The 25,715-nt window shown below is 70.3% G+C and carries 25 protein-coding genes; 10 read left to right on the top strand and 15 right to left on the bottom strand.

Annotated features, from left to right (window positions below; translation table 11 throughout):
* Position 1: 1 nt before the first annotated feature.
* The 5 genes from OC534_RS13820 to OC534_RS13800 all read right to left on the bottom strand — a co-directional run bounded on the left by OC534_RS13820 (position 2) and on the right by OC534_RS13800 (position 3,128).
* A complete protein-coding gene (locus tag OC534_RS13820) occupies positions 2–313 on the bottom strand; it encodes an STAS domain-containing protein (protein ID WP_136006848.1) in 312 nt (103 codons plus the stop codon).
* On the bottom strand, positions 303–965 hold the full coding sequence (locus tag OC534_RS13815) for an ABC transporter substrate-binding protein (RefSeq protein WP_136006851.1): 663 nt from the start codon (positions 963–965) through the stop codon (positions 303–305). The genes OC534_RS13820 and OC534_RS13815 overlap by 11 nt, the downstream gene beginning before the upstream one ends.
* Positions 962–1,489: an outer membrane lipid asymmetry maintenance protein MlaD gene (gene mlaD / locus OC534_RS13810; RefSeq protein ID WP_136006853.1), complete on the bottom strand. Its 528-nt coding sequence runs from the start codon at positions 1,487–1,489 to the stop codon at positions 962–964. The genes OC534_RS13815 and mlaD overlap by 4 nt, the downstream gene beginning before the upstream one ends.
* A gap of 101 nt (positions 1,490–1,590) precedes the next feature.
* The gene (locus OC534_RS13805) at positions 1,591–2,340 is read right to left on the bottom strand and encodes an MlaE family lipid ABC transporter permease subunit (RefSeq protein ID WP_262071985.1); all 750 of its coding nucleotides are present in this window, start codon (positions 2,338–2,340) and stop codon (positions 1,591–1,593) included.
* On the bottom strand, positions 2,340–3,128 hold the full coding sequence (locus tag OC534_RS13800) for an ATP-binding cassette domain-containing protein (RefSeq protein ID WP_136006856.1): 789 nt from the start codon (positions 3,126–3,128) through the stop codon (positions 2,340–2,342). The genes OC534_RS13805 and OC534_RS13800 overlap by 1 nt, the downstream gene beginning before the upstream one ends.
* 222 nt (positions 3,129–3,350) lie before the next feature.
* Here OC534_RS13800 and recC point away from each other — a divergent pair, with 222 nt between their 5' ends.
* From recC to recD, 3 genes are read left to right on the top strand one after another with little or no spacing between them, the layout of a single operon-like run.
* Complete coding sequence (recC, locus tag OC534_RS13795) at positions 3,351–6,698, top strand: exodeoxyribonuclease V subunit gamma (RefSeq protein ID WP_262071984.1); 3,348 nt, start codon at positions 3,351–3,353, stop codon at positions 6,696–6,698.
* Positions 6,695–10,339, top strand: a complete 3,645-nt coding sequence (recB, locus tag OC534_RS13790; RefSeq protein ID WP_262071983.1) for an exodeoxyribonuclease V subunit beta — start codon at positions 6,695–6,697, stop codon at positions 10,337–10,339. The genes recC and recB overlap by 4 nt, the downstream gene beginning before the upstream one ends.
* Entirely contained in the window at positions 10,336–12,243 is a 1,908-nt protein-coding gene (gene recD, locus OC534_RS13785) for an exodeoxyribonuclease V subunit alpha (protein ID WP_262071982.1), read from the top strand. The genes recB and recD overlap by 4 nt, the downstream gene beginning before the upstream one ends.
* Before the next feature lie 9 nt (positions 12,244–12,252).
* On the opposite strand, the gene OC534_RS13780 is transcribed toward recD, so the two are convergent.
* On the bottom strand, positions 12,253–12,648 hold the full coding sequence (locus OC534_RS13780) for a hypothetical protein (RefSeq protein WP_262071981.1): 396 nt from the start codon (positions 12,646–12,648) through the stop codon (positions 12,253–12,255).
* Between the two features lie 479 nt (positions 12,649–13,127).
* Here OC534_RS13780 and OC534_RS13775 point away from each other — a divergent pair, with 479 nt between their 5' ends.
* The 7 genes from OC534_RS13775 to OC534_RS13745 all read left to right on the top strand — a co-directional run bounded on the left by OC534_RS13775 (position 13,128) and on the right by OC534_RS13745 (position 16,745).
* Positions 13,128–13,715 carry an AraC family transcriptional regulator gene (locus tag OC534_RS13775; RefSeq protein ID WP_017355686.1) on the top strand — a complete coding sequence of 196 codons (588 nt, stop codon included), beginning with the start codon at positions 13,128–13,130 and terminating at the stop codon, positions 13,713–13,715.
* 120 nt (positions 13,716–13,835) lie between these two features.
* Positions 13,836–14,342, top strand: a complete 507-nt coding sequence (locus tag OC534_RS13770; protein ID WP_026070722.1) for a DUF2589 domain-containing protein — start codon at positions 13,836–13,838, stop codon at positions 14,340–14,342.
* A gap of 32 nt (positions 14,343–14,374) precedes the next feature.
* Positions 14,375–15,007: a DUF2589 domain-containing protein gene (locus OC534_RS13765; RefSeq protein ID WP_017355688.1), complete on the top strand. Its 633-nt coding sequence runs from the start codon at positions 14,375–14,377 to the stop codon at positions 15,005–15,007.
* Between the two features lie 89 nt (positions 15,008–15,096).
* Positions 15,097–15,354 (top strand): hypothetical protein, encoded by a 258-nt coding sequence (locus tag OC534_RS13760; RefSeq protein ID WP_017355689.1) that lies wholly within the window; start codon positions 15,097–15,099, stop codon positions 15,352–15,354.
* A 19-nt stretch (positions 15,355–15,373) separates the two neighbouring features.
* On the top strand, positions 15,374–15,796 hold the full coding sequence (locus tag OC534_RS13755) for a hypothetical protein (RefSeq protein ID WP_037591072.1): 423 nt from the start codon (positions 15,374–15,376) through the stop codon (positions 15,794–15,796).
* 2 nt (positions 15,797–15,798) lie between these two features.
* Entirely contained in the window at positions 15,799–15,978 is a 180-nt protein-coding gene (locus tag OC534_RS13750) for a hypothetical protein (RefSeq protein ID WP_136006864.1), read from the top strand.
* A 29-nt stretch (positions 15,979–16,007) separates the two neighbouring features.
* Entirely contained in the window at positions 16,008–16,745 is a 738-nt protein-coding gene (locus tag OC534_RS13745; protein WP_262071980.1) for a hypothetical protein, read from the top strand.
* Positions 16,746–16,793: 48 nt separating this feature from the next.
* Here OC534_RS13745 and OC534_RS13740 read toward each other — a convergent pair whose 3' ends face one another.
* The 9 genes from OC534_RS13740 to OC534_RS13700 form a co-directional block, all read right to left on the bottom strand.
* Positions 16,794–17,294, bottom strand: a complete 501-nt coding sequence (locus tag OC534_RS13740) for a lysozyme (RefSeq protein ID WP_017357512.1) — start codon at positions 17,292–17,294, stop codon at positions 16,794–16,796.
* A gap of 61 nt (positions 17,295–17,355) precedes the next feature.
* Positions 17,356–18,441: a hypothetical protein gene (locus OC534_RS13735; protein ID WP_037591828.1), complete on the bottom strand. Its 1,086-nt coding sequence runs from the start codon at positions 18,439–18,441 to the stop codon at positions 17,356–17,358.
* A 92-nt stretch (positions 18,442–18,533) separates the two neighbouring features.
* Entirely contained in the window at positions 18,534–19,349 is an 816-nt protein-coding gene (locus OC534_RS13730; RefSeq protein ID WP_153165512.1) for a hypothetical protein, read from the bottom strand.
* Complete coding sequence (locus OC534_RS13725; RefSeq protein WP_051008663.1) at positions 19,346–20,257, bottom strand: 2OG-Fe dioxygenase family protein; 912 nt, start codon at positions 20,255–20,257, stop codon at positions 19,346–19,348. The genes OC534_RS13730 and OC534_RS13725 overlap by 4 nt, the downstream gene beginning before the upstream one ends.
* Before the next feature lie 135 nt (positions 20,258–20,392).
* Entirely contained in the window at positions 20,393–22,438 is a 2,046-nt protein-coding gene (locus OC534_RS13720) for an FUSC family protein (RefSeq protein ID WP_262071979.1), read from the bottom strand.
* A gap of 3 nt (positions 22,439–22,441) precedes the next feature.
* On the bottom strand, positions 22,442–23,911 hold the full coding sequence (locus OC534_RS13715) for an efflux transporter outer membrane subunit (protein WP_262071978.1): 1,470 nt from the start codon (positions 23,909–23,911) through the stop codon (positions 22,442–22,444).
* Complete coding sequence (locus OC534_RS13710; protein WP_017354741.1) at positions 23,908–24,816, bottom strand: HlyD family secretion protein; 909 nt, start codon at positions 24,814–24,816, stop codon at positions 23,908–23,910. Before OC534_RS13710 ends, OC534_RS13715 begins: the two co-directional genes overlap by 4 nt.
* Positions 24,813–25,022, bottom strand: a complete 210-nt coding sequence (locus OC534_RS13705; RefSeq protein WP_017354740.1) for a DUF1656 domain-containing protein — start codon at positions 25,020–25,022, stop codon at positions 24,813–24,815. The genes OC534_RS13710 and OC534_RS13705 overlap by 4 nt, the downstream gene beginning before the upstream one ends.
* A gap of 85 nt (positions 25,023–25,107) precedes the next feature.
* Complete coding sequence (locus OC534_RS13700) at positions 25,108–25,563, bottom strand: MarR family transcriptional regulator (RefSeq protein WP_017354739.1); 456 nt, start codon at positions 25,561–25,563, stop codon at positions 25,108–25,110.
* Positions 25,564–25,715: the final 152 nt, after the last annotated feature.

Here is a 25,715-nt window from a genome sequence, read left to right as displayed (position 1 = left end):
GTCAGCTCGCCGCAGAAGGGGCATTGAAATCCAGGGTGGGCGCCAGCCGGTAGGCGGCACACAGTTCGTTGAAGCCGGCCGGCGAACCGACGATGGTCGGCGCACCGCCGCGGTCGCGCAGACGCGCGGCCAGTTCGGCCAGCAGCGCCACACCGGCGCTGTCGACCCGCGTCACCGCGGTCAGATCCAGCTGCAGCACGCCGTCGAGCGAGGTCAGCGACGGCCACAGGGCCGTTGCCGCCGCGCGGTCGAGCACCCCGCTGAACACCAGCGCGGTGCCGTCGCGACGGGCGCTGGCCGCATTACTTGCCACGGGGCGCCTGTCCGGCCTGCATGGTGCCGTTGCGCAGTTCTGCAGCCACCTGCTGGATGGTCTTCTGGCGCAGCGGGGCGTCGAACTGGGTCTTGAACGTCTGCACGTAGGAGATGCCCTCGATCATCACGTCGAAGATCTTCCACTGGCCGCTCACGTTGCGCATCAGGTAGTCGACCGGGGTCGGCTCGCTGCCGGCGCGGATCAGCTCGGTGGACACGCGCACGCCGCGGTTGCCGGGCAACGGGGACTCGGACTTCAGGCGGAACGTCGGCTTGCCCTGGATTTCCAGCAGGGCCGAGCCGTAGCGCTGCATCAGGTTGTCGGCCATCGCGTCGGCAAACAGCTTCACATCGGCATCGGACGCGCCGCGGCCGTGCACGCCGAGGACCAGGCGCGCGGCATAGTCGCGGTCGAAGGTCTTGTTCAGCTCGCTGTTGATGAAACCGCGCAGCGCGGTCGGATTGCCGCGGAACTCGGTGCGGCGCGCCTGCAGCGTGGTCAGGATGCGGGTGCTGGCGTCGAGTACGGCGCTGCCGGCCTGGCCCTGCTGGGCGCCGGCGGCGGCCGGGGCGGCCTGGGCCATCGACAGCGACGGCAGCGAGGCGAGCAGGGCCGTGGCGAGCAGGGCGGGGATCAGTCTGGTTTTCATGGTTGCGGTTCCTTTGCAGGCGCCTGTGCGCCATTGCCCTCGTGGGAATCAGCGCCGCCGGCGTTGCCCGGGCCACTGAACATGTATTTGCCGACCAGTTGCAGCAGGTCTACCGCCGGCTGGGTGAAGACGATCTCATCGCCGGACTTGAGCACGTCCGGATCGCCGCCCGGCTGCAGACCGATATAGCTCTCGCCCAGCAAACCGCTGGTGAATATGCCGGCGGAGGTGTCGGCCGGCAGGTCCTTGAACTTGCCGTCCAGCGTCAGGGTGACGATCGAATCGAACTTGGTCGGATCCAGCTCGATCTGCGCGACCTGGCCGACGGTGACGCCGCCGATCTTGACCGGCGCCTGTTTGCGCAGCTGGCCGATCTGGGTGAAGCGCGCCTTCAGTTCGTAGCCGCTGCTGCCCAGCCCCCACCGCTGGTTGGTGGACGCCACGGCCAGCACCAGCAGCGAGGCCAGCGCCAGCAGCAGGAACGCGCCGACGGAAAATTCGAGTCTGGGACCGCGGATGGCCATGTCGTGTCTCACTGTTCTTTGTCAGGTGCCCGGACAGCTCGCCGGGCGGGAGGATCTGCATGCGTGAAGCAGTACCGGCCGGTTCAACGGCCGGTGGGTATCTACTGGAACATCATTGCCGACAGCACGAAGTTGAACATCAGCACCAGCAGCGAGGCGTTGACCACCGCACGCGTGGTGGCCACCGAAGTACCTTCGATGGTGGGCTCGGCGTTGAACCCCACGTACGAGGCCACCAGCGCCGCCGTGCCGCCGAAGATCGCCGACTTGAGCATCGCCACGCCGAAGTCGTCCCAGAAATCCACGCTGTTGCTCAGCGCCGACCAGAACACGCCGTTGTCCAGCCTGAGCACGTGCACGGCCTCGAAGTAGCTGGCGCTGATCGCCAGCGAACAGAAAATGCCGGTCAGCAGCGGCACGGTCAGCACCGCGGCCCAGAAGCGCGGCGCCACCGCCTTGGCAATCGGGTCGATGGCCATCAGCTCCAGCGCCTTGATCTGGTCGGTGGCACGCATCAGGCCCAGCTCGGCGGCGATGGAACTGCCCGCGCGGCCGATGAACAGCAGCGCGGTCAGCACCGGGGCCAGCTCGCGGTACAGCGACAGGCCGAGCAGCGTGGACAGCGCATCGGCGGCACCGAAGGTGGTCAGTGTGCGATAGCCCTGCAGGGTCAGCACCAGCCCGACGAAGGCGCCGCCCACGGCGATGATCGGCAGCGAACGCGCACCGATCTTGTAGATCTCGCGGGTCAGTTCGGCGAGGAAATCGGCGGTCGGCACCGAGCCGCGCAGTACCGTCAGGGAGAACAGGCCGGCGCGGCCGAGCGAACGGGTGGCTTCAACGAACGGCATCAGGCAACCCTCGCGCGCGGTGCGGCATCGAATGGAATCGGGCCATCCGGTTCGCCGTGCAGGAACTGGCGCAGCAGCGGGTCCTGGCTGGATTCCAGATCGGCCGGGCTGCCCTGGAACACGATCCCACCGTTGGCGATCGCGATCACCTGATCGCAGATCGGCAGGGTCTCGTGCACATGGTGGCTGACAATGATGCTGGTCAGCCCCAGGCTGTGGTTGAGGCGCTGGATCAGGCTCATGATCACCCCGCTGGCGATCGGGTCCAGCCCGGTCAGCGGCTCGTCGTAGATCATCAGCGGCGGATCCAGAGCCAGCGCGCGGGCCAGCGCGACGCGGCGCGCCATGCCGCCGGACAGCTCGCGCGGCCAGGCATCGGCGGCGGCCAGCAGGCCCACCGCGTGCAGCTTCATCTGCACCAGGCGGCGCAGCACCGGCGTCGGCAGGCGGGTATGGGTGCGCAGCGGCAGCGCGACGTTTTCGGCCACGGTCAGGTCGGTGAGCAGGCCATTGCCCTGCAGCAGCACGCCGACGCTGCGGCGCATCTCGCGCAGCGCGCTGCTGCCGGTGGGGATCGGCTTGCCGAACAGCGTGACGCTGCCGGCCACCGGACGCAGCTCACCGGTCAGCGCGGCCAGCAGGGTGGACTTGCCGCTGCCGGACGGGCCAAGCACGGCGGTGATGCTGCCACGGGGTACGGACATCGAGACGTCGCGCAGGATCGTGCGCCCGCCGCGGTCGATCCGCACGTTGGACAACTGCACCAGATCATCTTCGGAAGCCGTCATGGGCACCATTAACAAATTTCCAACGTTGTAAGATCGTGGTGAACGGCTGAACATAACCGAACTGGACCGTGCAGTATTGTCGCACGCCCCCATGCCGGAACAACGGCCGTGGCCCTGACGGGCGCTGCAACACACCGTGTCGGCCGGCGATGGGACACGCCATTCCTCCTCCGTGCGTGCCGCCGCGCTGCGTCGGTGCGCCCGCTGCGGCACACTCCTGCGATGACCCACGCTGTTTCCGATTTCCGCCTGTACCACTCCAACGCGCTCGATGTGCTGGCCGCCCTGCTGGCTGCCGAAGTGCGCACGCCGGTACCGGGCCAATCCGTGCTCGAACCGGAGGTGGTGCTGATCCCGCAGGTGGCCATGCGCCGCTGGCTGCAGTCCACGCTGGCGGCCGAGTATGGCATCGCCGCCAACCTGACCTTCCTCACCCCGGGTGAGTTCGTGGCGCGCGCGCTCAACGCCAACGTGCCGGGCGAACACGACGATCTCAACGCCGAAGGGCTGCGCTGGCGGCTGTACGCGGCGCTGCAGGACGCCACGCTGATGGCGCGCCCGCCGATGCGCGCGCTGCAGGCGTACCTGTCGGCGGCCGATCCGCTCAAGCCGTGGGCGCTGGCCGGCGAGCTGGCGGCGGTGTTCGAGAAGTACCAGGCCTGGCGTCGCGATTGGCTGCTGCGCTGGGAAGCCGGTGCCGAACCGAACGATCCGCAGGCCATCCTGTGGCGGCACATCGCCAGTGGCGAGCAGTACCGCGCGCGCCGCATCCACGCCTACCTGGAGCGGTTCGAGGGCGCAGGCAAGCCGGTGCCGCAGGGCCTGCCCGCGCGCGTGTTCGCCTTCGCCACGCTCAACATCTCGCCGGACGTGCTGCGGGTGATGGCGACCCAGGCGCGGGTCGGCACGATGCATTTCTACCTGCCCACGCCGACCCAGGCGTACTGGGGCGACCTTCAGACCCTGGGCGAGAAGCTGCGCAGCGGCGCGGCCGATCCGTTCGGCGGCAGCGCCGGAGAGAACCGCCTGCTGCAGGCGTGGGGTGCGGCAGGCCGCGACTTCATGGCCGTGCTGGGCAGCTACGAGGTGGTGCACCCGGCCGGTGAGATCGCCGCCTACGACGATCCCGAGGACGATACCGGCCCCACGCTGGACCAGGGCGGGCTGTCGGACAGCCTGCTGCATCGCCTGCAGCGCGACCTGTTCCACCGCCGCGGCGAACCGGCCGGCGCGCGTCGCCAGGCGCTGCGCCATGACGATCCCAGCCTGCAGGTGCATGCCTGCCATACGCGCCTGCGTGAACTGCAGGTGCTGCATGACCAGCTGCGCGGCCTGCTGCAGGACAACCGGTTCGATCCACCGCTGCAGGCCCGCGACATCGCGGTGCTGGCCCCGGACATCGACCCCTATGTGCCGTACCTGGAAGCGGTGTTCGGCGGGCGCAGCGGTGGCGAAGAGCACATTCCCTATGCGCTGGCCGATACCAGCCCGCTGGCCGGTGAGCCGCTGGCCGATGTGTTCGTGCACCTGCTCGGCCTGCCGGTGTCGCGCTTCGGGGTGAACGAAGTGCTCGACCTGCTCGCCAGCGCGCCGCTGGCCGACGCCGCCGGTCTGGACGCAGCGGCGTTCGACCGCCTGCACGACTGGCTGGACGCGGCGGGCGCGCGCTGGGGGCTGGATGCCGCGCACCGCCGCGAGCACCAGGCACCGGACGATGACGCTTTCACCTGGCAGTTCGCGCTCGACCGGCTGCTGCTCGGCCATGCCAGCGGCAGCGACGACGACATCGCCGGCGTGGCGCCGTGGCCGGAGCTGGAAGGCAGTGCGCTGGACGCGCTGGACCGGCTGCTTGGCCTGCTGCGCGTGCTGGCGCGCTATCAGAAGGCGCTGGGCCAGGCGCTGTCGCCGGCGCAGTGGCGCCAGCGGTTGCTGGCCATGCTGGATGCGCTGCTGCCCGACCCGCCGCAGGCGGCCAACAGCCAGCGCGCGCTGGAGCGCCTGCGCAAGCTGATCAACGACTTCGCCCGTGACGCGGCCACCGCCGGCTATCAGGGCGAGGTGCCGCCGGAGGTGGTGCGCGCGCACTTCGCCGGCGCGCTGGCCCAGGCCGATACCCGCGCACCGCTGCTGACCGGCGGCGTCAGCTTCGGCCGCATGGTGCCGATGCGTCTGCTGCCGTTCCGGGTGATCTGCGTGCTGGGATTGAACGACGGCGACTTCCCGCGGCGCGATCCGGCCGCCGGCCTCAACCAGCTCACCGCCGAACTGGGCACGGACAAGCGCCGGCATGGCGACCGATCGCTGCGCGAGGATGACCGTTTCCTGTTCCTGCAGCTGTTCGCCTCGGCGCAGGACGTGTTCTACCTGAGCTACCTTGGCGCCGACCCGCGCGATGGCAGCGTGCGCGAACCGTCGGTGCTGGTCAGCGAACTGATCGACGCGGCGGCCGAGTACCACCAGGCGCCGGCGACGGTGGCCCGGCAGATGACCGTGCGGCATTCGCTGCAGCCCTTCGCCCCGGCTGCCTTCGGCGGCGGCGATGAGCCCCGGCGCTTCAGCTACCGCCAGCAGTGGCACCCCGCGGCCGGGTCGCTGGGCGGTACCCGCCGCGCGCTGGCGCCGTGGTTCGCCCAGGCGCTGCCGCCGTCGGAGACCGCAGGCCTGGAAGCCGACCTGGGCCTGGACGCGCTGCGCCGCTTCCTCACCGATCCGGCCAGCCAGTTCCTGTCCCAGCGCCTTGGCCTGCGCCTGCCCGACGAGGTGGGCAGTGCCGACGACGTGGAGCCGCTGGTGATGGCGTCGCGTGGCCACGACAAGGTCCACCTGCAGCACGCGGTGATCGCCGCCACGCTGGCCGGGGACGAAGCGCCGTTGTATCCCCGCCTGCGCGCCCGCGCTCTGGTGCCGTCCGGCGCGCTGGGCGAGCGCCAGTTCGCGGCGCTGCAGGCGCAGACCGAACCCTATGCAGACGCGTTGGCGGCCTGGCAGGCCGGCAGCGTGGCCGACAGCCGCCGCTACGAGGTGGACATTGATGGCATGCGCCTGCACGGGCGCGTGGATGACGTGTACCCGCATGGGCTGGCGCGCCTGCGCGCGGATCGCCTGAACGGTCGCGCGGCCATCCGCCAGGGACTGGACTGGCTGCTTGCCAACGCGGCGGGCGATGCGTTGCCGCTGGTCCAGTTCCACGATGCCGGCGACGAGGGGCTGGGCCCGCACGTGCTGGCGCCGCTGCCTGCCGACCAGGCACGCGCCGCCCTGCGCCGCCTGCTGCAGCTGCGCAGTGAGGGCCTGCGTGCGCCGTTGCTGTACGGCCCGTCCACCGGCTGGGCGCTGTACACCGCCGCGGAGGCCAAGCGTGCCACCGAGGGCTATGCCAAGTGGCATGGCAGCGAGCGCAGTTGGGCCGAATCCAGCGGCGCCAGCTACCAGCTGGCCCTGCGCGGTCGCGATCCGTTCGCCACCGCCGACAGTTACCGCCAACTGCTGCACACCAGCTTCGTGGTGTTCACCGCGGTGCGCGAAGGCCGGGTCTTCCCGGGCTTCGATGAGGAAGGAGCCGCGCAATGACCGACCACACCCTGCTCGATGATCCCTACCTGGCGCTGCCGCTGGACGGCGTGCGCCTGATCGAGGCCAGTGCCGGCACCGGCAAGACCTTCACCCTGGCCACGCTGTTCACCCGCCTGGTGGTGGAGAAGGGCTGGCGCATCGGCCAGATCCTGGCGGTGACCTTCACCGATGCGGCCACCCAGGAACTGCGCAAGCGCATCCGCGAGCGGCTGGCCCTGGCGGCCCAACTGGTCGAGCGCGCGCCATCCCCCGACGACGGCCCCGACGTGGTGCTGACCCGCGCCCTCCTGCAGCGCCAGCTGGCGCGCGGCGAGGAAACCCCGGCCGCACTCGCGCGGCGGCTGCAGACCGCGGCCGACGAAATCGACCTCGCCGCGATCTTCACCATCCACGGCTTCTGCACCCGTGTGCTGCGCGAGCACGCCCTGGAGAGCGGGCACACCTTCGACCCACCGACGCTGCTGCCGAGCGAACGCGAGCTGCACGACGAACTGGCGGCCGACCTGTGGCGCGTCCATGCCAACGACCCGGCCACCGTCGAGGCGCTGACCTGGCTGTGGTCCACGCCCGATGCGCTGGCCGGCGATCTGGCGACCCTGATCAAACCGTTGCCGCTGCTGCCGGCGGCACCGACCCAGACCTGCCCCGATCCCGCGCCGCAGCTGGACGCCGCGGCCGCCGCGCTGGCCGAGGCGATCCCGGCGCATGCAGAAGACGCGCAGGCGCAGATCGCGAGCGCCTTCGACCGCAAGGTGTTTGATGGCCGCCGCGCGAAACGGCCGAGCTTCGACAAGGCCTTCGGCGAGCTGTTCGCCGGCGTGGCCACGCAGCACTGGGCCCGCGGCGACAAGACCCACCTGGGCAAGCTGCTGCCGGTGAACCTGCTGGCGTTCTGCCGGGACGCCGAGCAGGGGCAGTGCCCGAGCTCGCCCCTGTTCGACGCGCTGCAGCGCTGGTGGCATGCCGCCGATGCCCGTGAACAGTGGCTGCGGCAGGCGGCCATCGTGTTCCTGCACGCGTTGCGCGCCGAGGCGCGCGCGCGCCTGGCCGAGCTCAAGCGGATCGGCCGCGTGCAGACCTACGACGATCTGATCGAGGGCGTGGCCGATGCGCTCGACGGCCCGCACCGCGCCACGCTGGTGCGGCAGCTGCGGGCGCAGTACGCGATCGCGCTGGTGGACGAATTCCAGGATACCGACGATCGCCAGTGGGGCATCTTCCAGCGGGTGTTCGGCCGCTCCGAGGAGACGGAGGACGCCGGACTGGCCCCGGCGCTGTTCCTGATCGGCGATCCGAAGCAGGCCATCTACGGGTTCCGCGGCGGCGATATCCACACCTACCTCAAGGCCAAGCGACAGGCGGACGCCGCCCCCGCGCTGGACCGCAACTTCCGCTCGCGTCCGGCCGTGCTGCATGCGATCGAAGCGCTGTACGCCCATGCCGGCGAGCGCGCGTTCCTGGAAGAGGACATCGCCTTCGAACCGGTGCACCCGGGCAGCACCCGCAGCGACGACGACTTCCTGCGTGACGGCGCGCCCGCACCGGGCCTGACCGTTCGCGTGCTGCACAACCCCGACGGTGGCGCGCTCAAGGCCGATGCGTCGCGCCAGCAGGCCAGCGATGCCTGCGTGGCCGAGATCCACCGCATTCTCGTCCAGGCGCGGCAGGGCCGCGCGCTGCTGCGTGGGCATCCGGTACAGCCCGGCGACATCGCCGTACTGGTGCGCTCGCACAAGGAAGCCACGCGCATCCAGCAGGCGCTGGGCGCGGTTGGTATTCCTGCCGTGGCCGCCGGCAAGCAGAGCCTGTACGCCACCGACGAGGCCCACGAACTGCGCCTGCTGCTGCTCGCGCTGCTGCAACCTGCCGATGAAGGGCGCCTGCGCGCGGCGCTCTCCACTGTGCTGCTGGGCGAAGACGCGCAGGCCATCGACGCGATGGAACGCGAGGGTGAGTCGCAGCGCACCTTCCAGCTGCGCCTGCTGCTGTGGCGCGAGCGCTGGCAGCGCGGCGGCCCGTTCGCGGTGATCGCCGATCTGTGCGCCGAGCACGCCGAGCGTCTGCTCGGCCTGCTCGATGGCGAGCGTCGCCTGACCAATTACCTGCAGCTGGGCGAACTGCTGCAGCAGGCGGCCGGGCACACCCTGGGCATGCATGGCCTGCTGGACTGGCTGCAGGTCCAGATGGCGCACGCCGACCAGAACGACGAGCAGCAGCTGCTGCGGCTCGAATCGGATGCGCGCCGCGTGCAGATCATCACCCTGCACAAGAGCAAGGGCCTGGAGTATCCGCTGGTGTTCCTGCCGTTCGTGGGCATCGACGGCGGTGGCAACCGTGCCGATTCCAACTGCACCGTGCACGCCAACGGCCGCCGCGAGCTGCACTGGAAACTGGACCGCGACGAGGCGTGGAACGCGGCCGTCGAGCGCGCCGCGCTGGAGCAGAACGCCGAAGACGCGCGGCTGCTGTACGTGGGTCTGACCCGGGCCGAACACGCGCTGTGGATCGCCGCCGGCGACCTCACCGGCCTGGCCAGAACCCGCCTGGCACCGATGCTGTCGGACCTGGATGCGCTGCGTTCGCACCCGGACATCGCTGTGGTCGAGGGACCCGCCGAGCCGCGCCCGGCCCAGCTTGCGTTCGTTGCCGAGGGCGAACTGCCGCCGGTGCGCGCGCTGACCCGGCGCGTGCCGCACGATTGGTGGGTGTACAGCTTCACCCAGTTGGCGCACGCCGACGCCGGGCACGACACCGAAGCCGCCGCGACCGAAGCGCCGGCGCCTGCGGCAGACGAACCGGCCGGCATCGACCCGGCGGTCGAGGCCGGGCCGGACACCGTCGCCGGCGCGGACCCGGTCGACCCGCGCTTCACGGGCAGCCGCTTCGGCAATGTCCTGCACGATGCGCTGGAGAACACCGACTTCGCGCGCTGGGCGGGCTGGCAGCCCGGGCAACCGGCGCCGGAAGAACAGGCGCAGGTACTGCGCGATGCGCTGGCGCAGGAAGGCTATGCCGACGAAGACCTCGACGATGGCGTGGACATGCTGACCGCACTGGTGGGGCAGACGTTGACCGTGGCCCTGCCCGAGGGGGGCGCGCTGCACGACGTGCCTGCCGACGCGCGCCGCGCCGAAATCGAGTTCCACTTCGCCATGCAGCCCACCGCCGTGCCGGCACTGCTCGACCTGCTGCACGCGCACGGCCTGGTGCGCGAGCGGCGGGGCTTCGGCACGCGGCGCCGGCTGGAGGGCCTGATGACCGGCAAGATCGATCTCACCTACGTGCGCGATGGTCGCTGGTACGTGCTCGACTACAAATCCAACCGGCTGCCCGGCTACGACCCGGCACGGCTGGCCACCGCCATGCAGCACAGCGAGTACGACCTGCAGGCGCTGATCTACACCGTGGCGCTGCACCGGTGGCTGCGCTTCCGGCTGGGCGCGCAGTACGACCTGGCGCGCGACATGGGCGGCATCCGCTACCTGTTCTGCCGTGGCCTGGATGCCACCCGCGCCGACAGCCCCGGGGTGTATGCGCACCGATTCGACCCGGTGCTGGTCGATGCGATGGACGCCCTGTTCGCCGGGGGCGAGCATGCCCAGGCACGCATGGCCGCACGCGCACGGGGGGAGGCATGAGCCTGCTCGCCGCGCTCTACCGCAGCAACGCGCTGCGTACCCTCGACCATGCATTGGCGAACAGCCTGCGCCGGCTGCGTCCGGACACCCCGGACAGCGTCCTGGCGGCGGCCGCGCTGGCCTCGCTGGCGGTGTCGCAGGGCCACGCCGGCTTCGACCCTTGCTGTCCGCAGCGGCTGGTGGACACGCCCGCCGATTGGCCCCCCGCAGCGGCATGGCTGGCGCAGCTGCGCGCCTCGCCCTGGGTGGAGGTGCCCGACACGGCCGATGCCGACGCGGGCGATGTTCCGCTGGTGCTGGAGAATGGGTTGCTCTACCTGCGCCGCTACCGCGAGTACGAGCGCCGCCTGGCCACCGGCCTGCAGCGCATCGCCTCGCACACGCTGGCCACGGACGAACCGGCCGCGCTCGCGGCGCTGTTTGCCCAGCTGTTCCCGCAGGCGCACGATGGCATCGACCACCAGGCGCGCGCCGCCGCCATCGCGCTGCGCCACCCGCTGGTACTGGTCACCGGTGGACCCGGTACCGGCAAGACCACCACCATCGCGCGGCTGCTGGTGCTGCTTGCCGCACAGGCCGTGCAGGCCGATCGACCGGTGCCGCGCGTGGCCCTGGCGGCACCGACCGGGCGCGCCGCCGAGCGCATGGCCGAGAGCCTGCGGCTGGCCGTGCAGCGCCTGCGCCTGGTCGGCATCGCACCGGCCCTGTGCGATGCCATGCCCGCGACCGGCACCACCCTGCATCGCCTGCTCGGCGTGATCCCCGATTCGCCGCGCTTCCGCCACCACCGCGACAATCCGCTGCCGTTCGACGTGGTGGTGGTCGACGAAGCGTCGATGATCGATCTGCCGTTGATGACCAAGCTGGTCGACGCGGTGGCCTCCGGCACCCGGCTGGTGCTGCTCGGCGATCCGGACCAGCTGCCCTCGGTGGAAGCCGGCGATGTGCTCAGCGCGATCCTGCGTGCCAGCGGCGATGGCCTGGGCACCCAGGCCGACGATGCGCAGGCCCTGCGCACGCTGCTGGCACCGGCCGCCCTGCAACCGCTGGCGGCGGCCACGCCGTTTGCCGGCCGCCGCGTGCAGCTGCAGCGCGGCTACCGTCAGACCGACGCGCTTGACCTGGCACCGCTGGCACATGCCGTGCGCGAGGGCGACAGCGCCACCGCCGTGGCGCTGCTGCGCGGCCGCGCGCTGGCCGGCGTGCACTTCCACGACGACCAGAGCGATCCCCTGCAGCACCACCGCGAGCACCTGCTGGCGCATTGGCGCGGGCTGGGTGAGGCGGCCGACCCCGGCCAGGCGCTGGTCAATGCCGGTCGCATCCGCCTGTTGACCGCAGTGCGTGAGGGGCCGCAGGGCGCACGCGGGCTCAACGCGCGCATCGAAGCGATGCTGGCCGGCGTGCCGCGCCCGGGCGCGGCGCCCGGCTACTTCCACGGCCGCCTGCTGCTCATTACCGAGAACAGCTATCGCCACCGTCTGTTCAACGGCGACATCGGCATCTGCCTGGGCGACCGGCATGGCGCGGTGACGGCCTGGTTCCCCGGCGAGACCGCCGACCAGCCACGCGGCTTCCATCCCGGTGCGCTGCCGGCGCACGAGAGCGCTTTTGCGATGACCGTGCACAAGGCGCAGGGCTCGGAGTTCGACGAGGTCTGGCTGCAGCTGCCGCGCCGCGACAACCGCGTGCTCTCGCGCGAGCTGATCTACACCGGCATGACCCGCGCACGCCACGCCCTGCACGTGCTGGGCAGCGCGGAGGTCATGGAGGCCGCACTGGCGCGGCATGCCAGCCGCCTGTCGGGGCTGGCAATGCGGTTGCAGGGAGAGAACACCGATACGGCGGCGGTGCCACCGGGACAGCATGCCGAGCCGCCGCCGTCACAAGGCGCGTTGTTCTAGACCGACGGCTTACGCCGGGATCAGGGTGGTGCCATCGGGATACACGATGGCACCGTCGCCACTCACGTCGAAGAAGCCCAGGCCGTGCTGGTGGGCAAGTTCCTGCACCCGGCCGTGCGCATGCTCGGCCACCGAGTGCGCGAAGGCGGCGTAGATCACCTGGCGGCCGACGCTGTAGTCGGTGACCTGCGGCCGATCGTCGTCGTCATCGGCGAGCGGTCCGTTCATCGGCGGATACTCGGTGGTGATATCGGTGTACCACGCCTGCAGCGCCGGCGCACTGACCGACGCGTCGTCGTAGTCGTGCTCTTCATTCCACTCGGCCTGGCGTTCGAACCAGGCGATGAAGGCGGCCACCTCGCGCGGGGCGGCTGCGGGATCAAAAACCATCACGTCATAACTCATGGGGCGTCCTTCACATCGGAGAATGCGGCGGCGTTGGTCCGCCGCCGCGCAAGCCTAGCTGACGGCGGCGCCTTCGCCCATCGTGCGCTGCAGTGATGCCTTCACAACGCCTGCGATCACGCGAGGCGCGCCCCTCTTCACAGAAGCAAATGTGCTGAAATGCGCACTTCACAGGTGCTCTGCATCACAAATGATGTCAGGGCCTCGCGATGCAGATACCCAAAGCCGATCCAGTATCGCGGCGGATCTGCCGATAAAGAAGCGCCTGCAACGATCTGACAAGTATCTGCAACGCGTCGCCAAATCTGCGAACGCCGCTCCGGTTACACCGGTACTCAAGGAACTGCGATGTCGTTTTCGACGCACTCGCAGTGGGGATCCCGCGTAGTCGCGCATGCCCGGACGCGCCATCGGCCGCCCGTGAGCGGGGTCCGTCGATACACCGGCCCGGCTTATCAGCAGAAGGAAGCGGCAATTCTATGGACGTGATCGAGCGTGGATTGAATCTCCCCGACAGCAGCGCGACGCCCGGTGCCGGGTACGTGGACGGGGCCGATGATGGGGATGGTCATCTGCTGGCGTGGAGCCTGGCGCTGCTGACCCGCATGCGGCACTGCAGTTGCCACGGCACGTTGGGCGAAGGCGTGGGAGGCAGTCGCGAAGAGGTGTTGGCGCGTGCACGGATCCGGCCGCAGGGCGCTGCGGCGTCGCGCCTGGTCGAGCGCGCCCGCGACTGGATCGAACGCCACATCGATGATGAAGACCTGTCGGTGGACCGGCTTGCCTTCGCGCTGAACATGTCGCGCACCAGCCTGCATCGCAAGCTGGTGGCGAGCATCGGCCATCCGCCGGGAGAGTTGATCCGGCTGGTGCGTCTGCAGCTGGCGCACCGGCTGCTGCGCGATGGCGAGGGCAATGTATCGGAGGTGGCCTACGCGGTGGGCTTTGTGAGCCTGTCCGGTTTCAGCCGCGCCTATCGCCATCACTACGGTGAGCCGCCCTCCAGCATGCGCGGCGGCTGCTGCGCGCGACCGGCACCGCGTCGCGCCGTTGCAACGGACGGTTGAACCCCCGCAACACCGCGCCGCGCGTGCGCGCGGCCTGCCCGCTATCAATAACCCTGTGGCTTCGCACTGCCATCGCATCACCGCGGTGGGCAGTGCGCCACGACCAGGAGCAGAGGCGAAATGAGCCGGACCATGTCGTTCCACACATTGATCGAAGCGCTGGCCGGGGCCGTCATCGAGGCCCAGGACAGCGTGGAGATGCATCAGATTTCCCATCTGCGCCATTACTTCGACGAAGACAACCGGCCCCGGAGCGTCACCATCCGCCTGCCCTCGCTGCACCCGCAGGCCGAGGAAGGTGATGAAGACCTGTACCGCGCCCCGCTGTTGCCGCTGGTCTCCACCAACACCCTGCGCATCCGGGAAGTGGAGATCAGTTTCGACGCGGACCTCGCGGACCTGGGCCACGAGGACCCTGAAGCGCCTGCGCCGGGCGCGACGGAGGCCTGGGAGTCGCCGCGGCCGGCGGCGCGACACGTTGGACTGGATACCGGCCGTGGCAAGGGCGTGGGCAACGTACACGTGCAGCTGCGTGTCGAAGGAACCGAACCGACCGATGGCGCGGCGCGGTTGATCAACCACCTGGCGCAGTGCCAGGGGGTGTTCAAGACCATCAAAGCCACTTGACCCACACCGCCAACCAACAGGAGTAATCCGCAATGAGCGACCTGGTCAATATTTCCAGTCAGTTCAAGGGCCTGCCGATGGGCGATCTCATCGGCGGCCCGCTTACCGCCGCCTGCGATTCGCAGATCAAGCTCGCCCAGGCCACCGCCAGCTTCATCCGCTCCGTCGGCTTCCTGCCGCCGGACCCGGCCAACACCGATCCCAACGCAGTGGGGGCCACCCGCACCGCGCTGTTCCGCTTCAAGCGTCCGGTCGACAACCTGGACCCGGCCACCAAAGCCGCCCAGCCGTTCGCCGAGGAAGAAGTGGAACTGGAAGTGCCGCTGCTGGCGATCGTCAAGGTGCCCAACCTGAGCATCCAGAAAGTGGACATCAACTTCGAGATGGAAGTGAAGTCCTCGTTCTCGACCAAGGAATCCAGCGACTACGCGGCCAGCATGCAGGCCGAGATGAAGGTCGGCTGGGGCATCTTCTCGGCCAAGGTGAACATCCAGGGCTCGGTGGCCGCGCACAAGGAAACCGCGCGTGCCTCGGACAACTCGGCCAAGTACACCGTGTCGGTGCTGGCCGAGGATCGCGGCATGCCCGAAGGCCTGGCCCGGGTGATGGACATCCTGCAGACCGCGTCGGCACCGCGCAAGGTGGGCGCTCCGGTTCCGGTGTGAGGCCGCCGTCGCCCCGCCTGGCAGCGTCATGGCCCGTCGTGTCGCGATGATGCGGCGGGTCCGTTTGTTCCATCGCAGCGGAGTCTTCCATGTTCGACCTCAACGACGTCAAGTTCGTCAAACGCATCGTGGTGGGCAGCAACAACCCCACCCAGATGCTCACCGACGATGACCTGGCCAGTGCCCAGGACCTGCTCAACCGCTGCCTGAGCGACACGCCCAAGGGGGCCATCCTCGGCATCGAGCGCAGCTTCACCATCCTGCAGATCGGCGAGCACCAGGTGGTGCTGCAGTGGCTGGCCTACCACGTGGGTTTCCCGCGCAAACCGATCTGGATGGTTGATTGACCCTACCTGGAGCACGCGCATGGCCGACCACCGGCTGGATGATCTGATCGAGACCCTGGCCCACGCCCTGGCCCGCACCCGCGGACGCTGCGCGCGCGAGCACCTGCACCGCCTGCAGCAGCGCTGGGGCGCACGCGGCCTGGACGTGGCGACCCTCGTCGATGGGCACTGGGAGCAACGCACGCTGCCGCTGGCCGACCTGGTCAAACCGCGCGGCATCATGGCGATGGCGCTGGAAGTCCAGATCGACTGCCGCATCGAAGAACTGCGCGGCACGCGCGGCCAGCCGCCCGGACTTGCCCTGTGCCCGTGCAGCGACCGGGCCGACCACCGCCTCACCATCTGTCTGCAGGGCGGCAACCCGATGCATGGGCAACTGCTGCTGGACGGGCAACCGCTGCGGACCTTCAGCGTGCCCCTGGATACCGGCGGGGCGGCCTGACCGTGGCCCGCCGCGACCGGGTGCGCCTGCTGCTTTCCGCTGACGACACCCAACAGGTGCAGCAGTGGCTCGGCCCGCTGCTGGCGCGCCGCCGTGCCGCCGCCCGGCGCCGCCGCCAGCGCCTGCTGGCCACCTTGTGGCTGACCGCGCTGGCGGTGGCGCTGCTGACCCGCGGCTTCTGAGCCGCCGTCCCTTCACCCTGGAGCACCTGATGAACACAGTTCTTTCCTCACGCGTGTGCGGCCTGCTGGCACTGCTGGCCCCCGCGCTGGTCACGGCGCAATCATCCTCGCCCCCTCCACTGACCTGGGTCGGCACCGATCTGGTGGACGGGCGGCCGTCGTCGGTGCGCTTCACTGCGGCCGATGCCGCCGCGCCGGCACTGATCGCGTTCGGTGCCGGGCGCGCGTGCCGCCTCGAGGCACGCTTCGTCACCCACGATGGCAACCAGTTCCACTACGACGTGACGGCCGGCAACGGCGGCTGGTGCGACCGGTTCCAGCCGGGACGCGTAGTGCTGCGGGTTGACGGCCGGAAGGCGACGCTGCAGGTGCGAACCCAGGGCGCGCCCCTGCAGGTGGCGATGTGGCCGGTGGGCGATGCCACGCGCGCGCCACCGCCGCGCGGTACGTGGACCGGTCTGGCCAATCCGGCCGATCCGGACGCGTCGCTGGCGTCGCTGCAACTGGCCGACCACGATCCGGGCGACACCCGCAGCCGCCTGGTGTTCGGCAGCCCGGACAGTTGCCGGCTCAGCCTGCGCTACGAGGGCGCCCCCCCCGCCGGTGCGTGGTACGCGCCGTTGCCGGGCAATGGCGGCGCCCGCTGCGATCGCCTGCTGGATCAGTGGGTGGTCGTGCGCGAGGCCGGGGATGCCGCCACCGTCCATGTCGAACCGACACCCGGCGACTGTGCAGACGGCTGTCGCTGGACGCGGTCGTCGCGTTGAGGTCGCGTGCCGCCACGGTCGCGTATGACCGTGGCGGCACGCAGGGCCTCACCAGTGCGCGTAGCTGCCGCTGTCGTACATGCGCCATTCGGCGGCGCGCCGGTTGACCAGGCCCTGCATCACCTTGCCCTGCGAGCGGGTCCAGGCCATCCACGCGGCCTGCAGGCTTGCGTAGGACGTCGGGGCCTGCGGGCGGTTGATCATCCGCACCACCGAAGACGCCTTGAAGCTGCCGCCGCCGATGTTGAAGCACAGGATGGTCAACGCATCGAACTGGCATTGGGTCAGCGTGGTGCCGATGCAGCCGCGCACGGTCGCCTCGAAGGGCGCCAGGTCCTGGCGCAGCAATGCCTCTGCTTCCTCGAGCGTGATCACCCTGCCGAGCGTCTTCCATTCGGTTGCCACGATCAGATGGCCGTAGCCCACGGTGGCGCCGGGTACCCAGGCGGTGATCGCCTTTCCGGTCTGGTCGTCATAGGGTTGCAGGCGTTGGCCTTCCACCCGCTTGAGCCAGTCGATTCCCTGCTGGCTGAGTGTCATCGTGTTCATCGTGGATCCTCGTGTGGTCTGGGTGCATCCAGGGGGAGGGGCCACGCCGGGGGGCGCGGGCTCATGTGCGGTCGGGGAACTTGAAGCCGATGTAGGTGCCCGAGCTCAGGCCCATCAGCCCCAGCAGCGTCGGGCTCAGCTCGGGCATGCTCAGGTTGTTGTAGACGTCGGCGATGAAGATCACGCCCAGAATCAAGGTGAACGCAAAGATCTGGAAGCGATCGAAGCGGTAGCCCTGCGTGTCCGAGAGCAGGTCGTGCAGCAGCCCCTGCGAGCGGGCCGGCGGAGGTGTCGGCACCGGCGCTGCCGCGGGCGGATCGGCAGCCGGGTCGGTGTGCTGTGCTGACCGGCGCTGCGCGCTGCCGGCATCGATCATCGCCTCGCTGAGCGCGGTGCCGGCACTGATGCCCAGCAGAGCCAGCAGCGAGGCGTGGATGGTGTCGGTGGCGTCGGTGACCAGCCAGATCGCGGTGTAGGACACGTAGATCAGGAAGAACCAGACGGCCATCTGGAAGCGCCCGAGGTCGTAGGGCTGGTGCGGGCCCGGGCCCGGCTTGCGGATGATGCTGGTGGTGCGCGCCAGGTGCACGAAGACCGCCAGCATCAGCACCACCAGCACCAGCGCGATGGTGCCGTACACCGGGGAGATCACCGTCAGCAGCACGCGCTGGCTGGCATCGTGGTGAGTGTCGAACGGCGAGCCATCCACACGTCCCACACTGAACGTCACCGGGCGCCGCAGTCCGGCCGGCGAGCCAAGCAGGTCCATCCACACCGCGCGGTTGTCATCGGTGATGCGCAGGTGGAACAGCAGCCGCCCGTGCGCCAGGTCGATTGCCTCGGGCGCGTTGCCGGGCAGGGCGCGTCCATCGATGTACGGCACCAGGTGGCGCGGGTCGTTGTGCTCGGCCCACGCCGCCAGGTTGTCCACGTGTACTTCCACGGTGTAGTCCAGCTCCAGGTGGCCATGCAGGCGGGTGACGCGGGGCAGGTCGTCGGCGTGGGCCGGCGCGGGCGGCGCGCACAACCCGAGCAGGACCGCGCACAACAGCGCGGCGATGCGTACCAGCGCCATCCGCACGAACGCACGCCGCCGGCGCGCGGCATCCAGGGTGTCGGCGGGCGTCGGGTTGGCGGGCAATGGCATCGCGGCACTCCTTGCGGAAACGGATTCGGTGCGCCTGGCGTGCGCCAGCACAGATATAGGGCGCCGCCCAGCGCCGCGCCGGTCGTCGTGTTTCAGGGGTTTGCCGCGTCGTTCCAGCGGCGTGCGCGACGGGGCGTCGGCGTGCTCGCGGCGGGCATGGACCGCGCCGGCCGGCTGTCGGAGAGGATCACCACACTGGCCGCGCTGTACGGAAACACGCCCAGGTCGGAGATCTCGTCCGGGCCGGACTCGGGAAACACCTGGCGGCGTCGCCCGGCGATGATGCGCTCGACGGTGATCTGGTCGGCCATTGCGCCCATCTGCAGCGGCTGGGTGAACACTTCCACGGTGATGCCCAGCCGTCCGTGGCCCTGCACCGGCTGGGCGAACACCAGGTCCACCGAACGCCCCGGGTCGATGACGTGCCAGCCCGACGACTCCGCACCGAATGCGAAACGCGCGCTGCGCCCATCCCGCCCCGCTTCCAGGTGGAAGGGACGCAGTCCGATCGGCAGTGCGCCGGGTGTTTCCTGCAGCAGCGTGCTCTGCAGCCACGGCGCCTGCATGCCGTCGGCCAGCAGCAACCCGATCTGCACATCAAGCACCGCAAAGCTCAGCTCGCCCACGTTGCTGATGGTGATGGTGTGGCGGGTGTCGATCCCGGTGGCGTCCTCGGCCTCCAGTTCGCTGGCGATCGACAGCGACGCCAGCGCGCGCTGGTGCTCCCACAGCACCGGCCGCGCCGCCAACCATGCGTCGAGCGCGATCACGAACGAGACGCCGGCGATGGTCAGCGGCAGCGCCTGTTCGGCGACCAGATGCACCAGCCGCAGCAGCCGCGCGCGCCAGACCGACGGCGTGCGCCCGCGCCGCCCGGATGGCGGCCTCGCACGGCGCGGCGCGCTCATGCAGTCGCGTCGGGCAGGAGGTGGGCATCCACCCCGAGGATCATCCGATAGCCCTCGAACGCAGCCGCATCGGCATGGATCGTGCTGACCTCGTGCCACCAGGGCGAGCGCGTGTCCGGCTGGAAAATGCCTTCGCCTTCGGCCAGCGCGCGTTCCAGGTGCACCGGGCCGGTCGGACCGCGGCGCACCCGCGACACCCCGCCGTGAATGCCGCGCCGGCGCACCACCAGCGCCGACACGATGAAGTCCGCCCCGTCCTGGTGGATGCCTTCGGGGGCGGGTTCGGTGCCGCCGGCGAGGCCGGCGACCGTCAGCATCTGGTGCACCACCAACCGCAGCCGGGTGGCGGCGCGGCGGGCATGCACGGTTTCGGCGACGCAGGTGAGCAGCCGCAGCAGGCCCGGATGGTTGCTCAGCACGGGCGAGAGCGGCGCGAACTGCCGGCGCGCGATGCGATCGGCATTGCCGGGTTGCTCGAAGACCGTGTCGGGCAGGGGTTGCAGCCACCAGCTGCCGTCCACACGGCGATCGGCCAGATACGTGCGCATGGCCCGTCGCCGGTGCGGTGCGACGCGGCGCAGGGCGTCGGCGAGGATGCCCGGCAACCCGTCCAGCAGGACCGGCCAGGCCGGGTGGCCGGCATCGCCATCGCAGGCATCAAGCAGGTCGCGCTGCGGCGCGGCCAGAATGCAGCGGTATCGCTGCAGGACACGGCGCCGCCGCACTTGTACGTCGTAGGGATCCCAGCACAGGCTGTCGGCGTGGCTGGCGACGTCATCCAGAAACGAAGCGGGCAGGCCGAGCGTGTCCAGGGTGAACAGCTGTGGGCCCGGCGCGGCCGGCAAAGGCGCGGCCAGGCAATGCGCCGCGCGCAGCGGCGGGGGAGCGGGAAGCGGGACGGCGTGCATGCGCAGGTCTCCGGAAAGAGTCGCATCGCAGGCAGCGCGGTGCCCGATGCACCTGCTGTATAGCCAGCCCACGGCAGCGCCGGCGGGCAGGGCGTTGCACGCCGTTGTCGGCATCTGCCAACCCGTGCCGGTGACTCAGCGTGCGGCGGGTACCGCGCCCACCGGCGGCGGGGCCGGCACCGGCATGCGTTCGGGGAACAGGCCGTAGCGCAGGCCCAGCACGCCCATCAGTGCCTCGTCGCGGGCCTTGCCCGGGTCCACGGTCTGCACGCGCTTGAGCGAGGCATCCAGGCGCGCCTGCAGGCCTTCCGGCGCCGGCAGCGGACGCCGCTGCGCCACCTGCGCGCGGTAGTGCGCGGCCACATCGTCCAGGATCGCCTCGATCGCCTGCGCGCTCGCCTCGGGCAGGCCATGCCGGGCGCGGCGCAGCTGCAGGATGTTCAGGCCGACGCGCGCTTCGGTGAGCATATCCACCGAGGCGATGTCGCTGCCCTCCGGCGTGGCGGCCAGGCGCGGGGCGAGCAGGCCCAGCAGGTCCAGCATGCGTGCGGCAAACTGCTGGCGGTCCTGCTGGCCGCGCCCTTCGGCCGCTTCGGCCAACGTACTCCAGCCCTGGCGGACCAGTCGTCGTGCGGTCCATTCGGCACCGACGGAGCGGAACAGGCGGGTCATCACCACCGCGAACCCGATGCCGATGAACATCGCCACCGAAGAGTTGATGAAACTCTGGATGTTGGCGTTGTAGGTGTTCTGCACATTGAGCAGCGCCACCAGGTTGACCGTCAGCGGCAGCCCGATCAGGGCCGTCTGCGGCCGGTGCAGCAGCAGCCCCAATGGCAGGAAGATCACCGCCAGCACCAGGGCCAGGCTGCCGAAGTCGTGCACCGCCGGGAAGATGCCGAACAGGTACACGCCGGCGACCAGGCTGGCCACGATCGCCCACAGCAGGAAGGACAGCATGCTCGGCGCGGGGTCGTCCTGCGCGGCGAAGAAGGCGGCGGCCACCGCGGCCATCATCGCGCCGTTGCCACCGCCCTCCCAGCCCAGGCCGATCCACAGCGCGCAGTAGGTCATCAGCGCCACCCCGGCGCTGGCGGCCGAGAACAGCGCCATGCCGTAATCGACATGGCGCGCATCGCCGCCACGACGCGCACGGATGCGGTAGTGGGTGGCGTCGCGCGGCGCGCTGCCCGCTTCGATGGCCTGCTGCAGGGACGTGCAGTCCTGCCACAGGTCCACCAGCTCCTCCAGCCGCAGCAGCAGCGTGACCAGCAGCAGGTGGTCCAGTTCGCCGTCCACCGCCGGCTTCAGCGCGCGGATGCGCTCGCGCAGCGCCGCATACCCGCTGGCGCTGGAGCGCTCGGGGTGTTCCAGCCACTGCGCGATGTCGTCCACCAGCGGTTCCAGGCCCGGCGGCAGCGCGCGCCCGCCGGCGCGCAACGCGCCCAGCCGGTCGGCGATGGATGACAGCACCGGCAGCATCAGCAGCATGCGCTCGCGTAGGCGCTCCATCGACACGGCAGCCCCCGCGTGGCGCGGGTCATCGCGGCGCAGGAACTCGATCAGCGCCTCGAACTGCACCAGGTCAGCCGCCAGCCGGTTGCGTGGCGCATGCGCGTGCCCCCGGGTGAGGATCTGGCGGCACCACTGCGCCGCATCGCCCATCCAGTTGCCGATCCGCGAGCGCAGCATCGGCCGCACCGACGTCGGGAAGAACAGCGAAGCGAACAGCACCGCCACCACCGTGCCCAGGATGATCTCCTCGCTGCGCGCCACCACGGTGTCGAAGATGGTGTCCGGCGAGGTCACCGCCGGAAAACCGATGAACGCCGTGGTGTAGCCGGCCAGCAGGAACGCGTAGCCGCGCGGGCCCCGGTTGAGCAGGGCGATGAACAGGCAGGCCGACAGCCACAACGACATCGCCGCGCTCAGCAGCAGCGGCGTCTCCACCAGGTGCGGCAGCATCCACAGCGTGGCCGCGCCGGCGATCAGCGTGCCGACGATGCGGTACACGCCCTTGGCACGCGTTGGCCCGAGCATCGGCTGGGTCACGATGTACACCGTGGCCATCGCCCAGTACGGGCGCGACAGATTGCCGGCCAGGCCGATATAGAGCGCGACGAGTGCGGCCAGGAAGGTCTTTACCGAGAACAGCCAGGCTTGGCGGTCGAGCAGCAGCATGGGTCAGTCCTGCCGACCAGCAACCGGCGCCTGGGCTACCGCATCGGCGTTCCAGCCGCCACCGAGGACCAGGAACAGCTGGATCTGGTCGCGCGAGACCTGCGCCTGCTGCTGTGCGAGCGTGGCGTCGGCCGAAACCAGGGTGCGGTCGGCGTCCAGGCTGGACAGGTACGGCGTGCGCCCGCCCTGGTACAGCCGGTGGTTCTGCTCGGCGGCCAGCGCCGCCTGGGCCTGCGCCTGCTGCAGCGACTGCAGGCGCTGCAGGTCGTGTGCGTAGCGGCTCAACGCGGTCTGGGTTTCGCGCAGCGCCTGCAGCACGCTGTGGTCGAACTCGGCCAGCGCCGCATCTGCCCCGGCTTCGGTGGCGTGGATGCGCGCGTGGGTACCCGAGGACGGCAGCGTCCACGAGATCAGCGGGCCGAACGACCACTGCCGGGTCAGCGGCTCGCCGACATCGGCGAGCAGGCCGGCCGCGCCAAGCGACGCGCCCAGGCGGATGTCCGGGTACAGCTCGGCGGTGGCCACGCCGATCCGCGCGGTGGCCGCAGCCAGCTTCCGTTCGGCCTGGCGGATGTCGGGGCGGCGCTGCAGCAGCGCGCGGCCATCGCCCACCGGCAGCGGCTGGGCCAGGGTCGGGGCGTGGTCGCACGCGTCCACGCCCTCGGGCAGCTGGCCCGGGGTGCGGCCGAGCAGGGCGGCCAGCTGATACTCCGAGGCCTGGCGGTGCGCGCGCAGCGGCGGCAGCGCCGCCTCCAGCATCGCGACCTGTGCGTTGGCGCGGGCCAGCTCCGGCGGCGTGCCGCGCCCGGCGCTGATCAGCCGCTGGGTCACCTCGCGGCTGCGCTGCTGCAGCTGCAGGGAATGTTCGGCCACGTGCAGTTCGTGGTTGGCGTGGCAGATCTCCACGTAGCTGCCGGCGACCTGGGCCACCAGCGAGACCCGTGCCAGGTCCATCGCCGCGGCCACCGACTGCTCATCGGCCCGCGCCGCTTCGGAGGCGCGCTTGAGCTTGCCGAACAGGTCGAACTGGTAGGACACCGCGAATGTGCCGTCGGCCAGGTTGATCGGCGGCAGCTCGTGCTCGAGCAGGAACGATTCCGCCGACAGCTGCGCGCGGCTCACCCCGGCCTCGGCTTCGTACTCGAAACCACCGGCATCCAGCGCCTGCTCGTACACGGCCGCAGCGCGACGCAGGTTGGCATCGGCGACCTTCAGTTCCACGTTGTCGCGCAGCGCCTGTTCCACCAGTCCATTGAGCGTGGCGTCCTGGTACAGCTCCCACCAGCGTGCCGGCAACTCGGCGCCAGGGGCCACCTGCGGGTTGGCGGTGTCGATGAACGCTGCGTTGGCCTCGGGGCGCTGGAAAGCCGAACCGGCCGGTACCGCGTAATCCGGGCCGACCGTGCGGCATGCCGCCAGGCTGCTGGTCAGCGCCAGGGCGAAGGCGATGCGGTGCAGGGCCGGGCGGTTCACAGTGCCGCCCGTGCCGGTTGCGCCGGGGTGGGAGTGGCGACGTCCGGCTCGATGGTCACCGTGGCGGTGCGCCCGGCGATCAGGTTCACGCCGGCCGGCACGCGGTCGATATGGATGCGCACCGGGATGCGCTGGGCCAGGCGTACCCAGTCGAACGCCGGGGTGACGTTCGGCAGCAGGCTGCTGCCTTCGCTGCGGTAACGGTCCTCGATGCCGGCGGCGATGCTCTGCACGTGGCCCTGCAGTGGCTGTGCCTCGCCCATCAGGCGGATATCGACCTTCTGCCCGGCATGCACGCCGCGCAGGCGGGTTTCCTCGAAGTAGCCGTCGATGCGGAAGGATCCGGTGTCCAGTACCGCCATCACCGGTCGCCCGGCAGTCACGTAGTCGCCGGCGCGCACGGTGCGGTCGTTGACGTGCCCGTCGCTCGGGCTTCGCACCTCGGTCCGGGCCAGGTTGAGCCGGGCCAGGTCGACGGCGGCCTGCGCGGTGGCCATCGACGCCTGCGCGGCCTGCAGCCTGGCGCGGCGCACTTCGGCGTCCTCGGCGGCCACCAGGTCGGCCAGGCTGCGGTCGCGGGCGATCTCGCGGCGCAGCTGTTCCAGCGTCGCGCGGCGTTCGCCGAGCGCGGCCTGCGCCTGTTCCAGCGCGATCCGGTAGCGCGCCTGGTCAACCACGAACAACACCTCGCCGCGCTTTACCGGCTGGTTGTCGGCCACCTTCACCGCTTCCACCAGCCCGGACACGTCCGGGGCCACCTGCACCACATCGGCGCTGACGTGCGCATCGCGCGTCCACGGCTCATCCATGTAGTACGCCCACAGATGGCGCAGCACCAGCACGGCGGCGAGCACCGCCACAACGGTCAGCACGACCGGGAAAGCACGCTTGAGGGTCTTGTTCACGATTGCATCCAACGCATCAGGGAGAACAACCCGCCAAGCACGATCACGTACACGGCCAGGTTGAACAGGGCGGGGTGCCAGATGTGGCGGTAGGCGCCGGTGCGCTGCAGAACCAGGCGCAGCCCGCTCTTGAGCAGGTAGGCCAGCAGCATCAGCCCGAGCAGAGTCGGGACGAACACACCATAGAGACTGAATTCACCGTACATCGAGGCAAGGGATTCGCAGGGAGAGCGGAAAGGGGATTGCCCGGCGTCGCAGGACGGCACCGGGCGGCACAACGGGGAAAGCGGCTTACGTCACGCGTTCGGCGGCATCGGCCAGCAGCTGCCAGAGCTTCAGCACGGTGCGCAGTTCGTCCATCGACAGCGCACCGAACACGTCCTCGCGCAACCCGATCAGCTGCGACTCCAGCTCGCTGACCAGGGCCTCGCCCTTGTCGGTCAGCCACAGCAGGTTGGCGCGGCGGTCGCTGGCATCGCATTCGCGGCGCACCAGATCGCTGGCTGCGAGTTTGTCCAGCAGACGCACCAGTGACGGGCCTTCCATGCCCAGTTGCTGGGCCAGCGTCACTTGGCGGATACCCCCACCGGCGCGCCCGATCATCAGCAGCGGCATGGTGCACGCGGCGGAAATGCCATAGCTGCCCAGGGCCTGGTCGGCCAGACGCTGCCACTGCCGCCCTGCGTAGAGCAGGCCGGAGCTGAGCTGCATCTGCAGCTGGGTACGTTCGTCGAGGATGCGTTTCATGGCAGATAGATAGGATACTACTAATTTCCATCCTATCAATAGCCGTGCCCCAACCGCCGCCCAACGGCAGCCCACCGGAACCGGGCGCCGGCGGCATGGCGGGGGACGCCCGAGGGGTCTCTCGGGTACGATGCTCGCCCCCCTTCGGGTGC

Origin of the sequence: Stenotrophomonas sp. Marseille-Q5258 (assembly GCF_946900935.1) — a bacterium.
Taxonomy (GTDB): Bacteria; Pseudomonadota; Gammaproteobacteria; order Xanthomonadales; family Xanthomonadaceae; genus Stenotrophomonas; species Stenotrophomonas nematodicola.
Note: the sequence above shows the minus strand (reverse complement) of the source record. Positions and strands in the feature narration are given on the sequence as shown.

Bases quoted from the DNA above. Each gene is read 5' to 3' on its own strand.
- OC534_RS13815 (WP_136006851.1), bottom strand. From the start codon at position 965: ATGAAAACCAGACTGATCCCCGCCCTGCTCGCCACGGCCCTGCTCGCC.
- mlaD (WP_136006853.1), bottom strand. From the start codon at position 1,489: ATGGCCATCCGCGGTCCCAGACTCGAATTTTCCGTCGGCGCGTTCCTG.
- OC534_RS13805 (WP_262071985.1), bottom strand. From the start codon at position 2,340: ATGCCGTTCGTTGAAGCCACCCGTTCGCTCGGCCGCGCCGGCCTGTTC.
- OC534_RS13800 (WP_136006856.1), bottom strand. From the start codon at position 3,128: ATGACGGCTTCCGAAGATGATCTGGTGCAGTTGTCCAACGTGCGGATC.
- recC (WP_262071984.1), top strand. From the start codon at position 3,351: ATGACCCACGCTGTTTCCGATTTCCGCCTGTACCACTCCAACGCGCTC.
- recB (WP_262071983.1), top strand. From the start codon at position 6,695: ATGACCGACCACACCCTGCTCGATGATCCCTACCTGGCGCTGCCGCTG.
- recD (WP_262071982.1), top strand. From the start codon at position 10,336: ATGAGCCTGCTCGCCGCGCTCTACCGCAGCAACGCGCTGCGTACCCTC.
- OC534_RS13780 (WP_262071981.1), bottom strand. From the start codon at position 12,648: ATGAGTTATGACGTGATGGTTTTTGATCCCGCAGCCGCCCCGCGCGAG.
- OC534_RS13775 (WP_017355686.1), top strand. From the start codon at position 13,128: ATGGACGTGATCGAGCGTGGATTGAATCTCCCCGACAGCAGCGCGACG.
- OC534_RS13770 (WP_026070722.1), top strand. From the start codon at position 13,836: ATGAGCCGGACCATGTCGTTCCACACATTGATCGAAGCGCTGGCCGGG.
- OC534_RS13765 (WP_017355688.1), top strand. From the start codon at position 14,375: ATGAGCGACCTGGTCAATATTTCCAGTCAGTTCAAGGGCCTGCCGATG.
- OC534_RS13760 (WP_017355689.1), top strand. From the start codon at position 15,097: ATGTTCGACCTCAACGACGTCAAGTTCGTCAAACGCATCGTGGTGGGC.
- OC534_RS13755 (WP_037591072.1), top strand. From the start codon at position 15,374: ATGGCCGACCACCGGCTGGATGATCTGATCGAGACCCTGGCCCACGCC.
- OC534_RS13745 (WP_262071980.1), top strand. From the start codon at position 16,008: ATGAACACAGTTCTTTCCTCACGCGTGTGCGGCCTGCTGGCACTGCTG.
- OC534_RS13740 (WP_017357512.1), bottom strand. From the start codon at position 17,294: ATGAACACGATGACACTCAGCCAGCAGGGAATCGACTGGCTCAAGCGG.
- OC534_RS13735 (WP_037591828.1), bottom strand. From the start codon at position 18,441: ATGCCATTGCCCGCCAACCCGACGCCCGCCGACACCCTGGATGCCGCG.
- OC534_RS13730 (WP_153165512.1), bottom strand. From the start codon at position 19,349: ATGAGCGCGCCGCGCCGTGCGAGGCCGCCATCCGGGCGGCGCGGGCGC.
- OC534_RS13725 (WP_051008663.1), bottom strand. From the start codon at position 20,257: ATGCACGCCGTCCCGCTTCCCGCTCCCCCGCCGCTGCGCGCGGCGCAT.
- OC534_RS13720 (WP_262071979.1), bottom strand. From the start codon at position 22,438: ATGCTGCTGCTCGACCGCCAAGCCTGGCTGTTCTCGGTAAAGACCTTC.
- OC534_RS13705 (WP_017354740.1), bottom strand. From the start codon at position 25,022: ATGTACGGTGAATTCAGTCTCTATGGTGTGTTCGTCCCGACTCTGCTC.
- OC534_RS13700 (WP_017354739.1), bottom strand. From the start codon at position 25,563: ATGAAACGCATCCTCGACGAACGTACCCAGCTGCAGATGCAGCTCAGC.